The organism is Pelobium manganitolerans (assembly GCF_003609575.1).
Classification (GTDB): domain Bacteria; phylum Bacteroidota; class Bacteroidia; order Sphingobacteriales; family Sphingobacteriaceae; genus Pseudopedobacter; species Pseudopedobacter manganitolerans.
Genome location: NZ_MBTA01000020.1, coordinates 1 through 787, shown reverse-complemented (window position 1 = coordinate 787; position 787 = coordinate 1). Strand labels below are relative to the sequence as shown.

1 rRNA gene is annotated in these 787 nt (G+C 54.5%); it reads right to left on the bottom strand.

The annotated features are described in order from the left end of the window. Positions 1-787 (bottom strand): 23S ribosomal RNA (locus tag BCY91_RS08545); the annotation flags it as partial.

Below are 787 nucleotides of genomic sequence, written 5' to 3'. Positions count from 1 at the left end.
TAATGCAATTTCGCCGAGTTCGCGGTTGAGACAGTTGGGAAGTCGTTACGCCATTCGTGCAGGTCGGAACTTACCCGACAAGGAATTTCGCTACCTTAGGATGGTTATAGTTACCACCGCCGTTTACTGGGGCTTAAATTCTCAGCTTCGCCTTGCGGCTAACCGGTCCTCTTAACCTTCCAGCACCGGGCAGGCGTCAGTCCGTATACATCGTCTTGCGACTTGGCACGGACCTGTGTTTTTAGTAAACAGTCGCTACCCACTAGTCTCTGCGGCCTCCAAACGCTTTCGGAGCAAGTCCTAATACGTCGAAGGCCCCCCTTCTCCCGAAGTTACGGGGGCATTTTGCCGAGTTCCTTAACCACGATTCTCTCGATCTCCTTGGTATTCTCTACCTGACCACCTGAGTCGGTTTGGGGTACGGGCGGCTAGAACCTCGCGTCGATGCTTTTCTTGGCAGCATAGGATCATCCACTTTTTATCCGCATCGTGTCTCAGCCTATGTGAGAGACGGATTTGCCTATCTCTCGGCCTACGCACTTGCACCAGGACAACCATCGCCTGGCTTGGACTACCTTCCTGCGTCACACCTGTTAATACGCTAACCGCACCAGAATGGGGTCGTGCGCTAGGCCCAACGCGTCACCCCGAAGGGATCAGTCACTGGGATTCAGACACTTAGCACTACTGGATTAGCTTGGGCGGTTCTTCGCCGGTACGGGAATATCAACCCGTTGTCCATCGACTACGCCTGTCGGCCTCGCCTTAGGTCCCGACTTACCCAGGG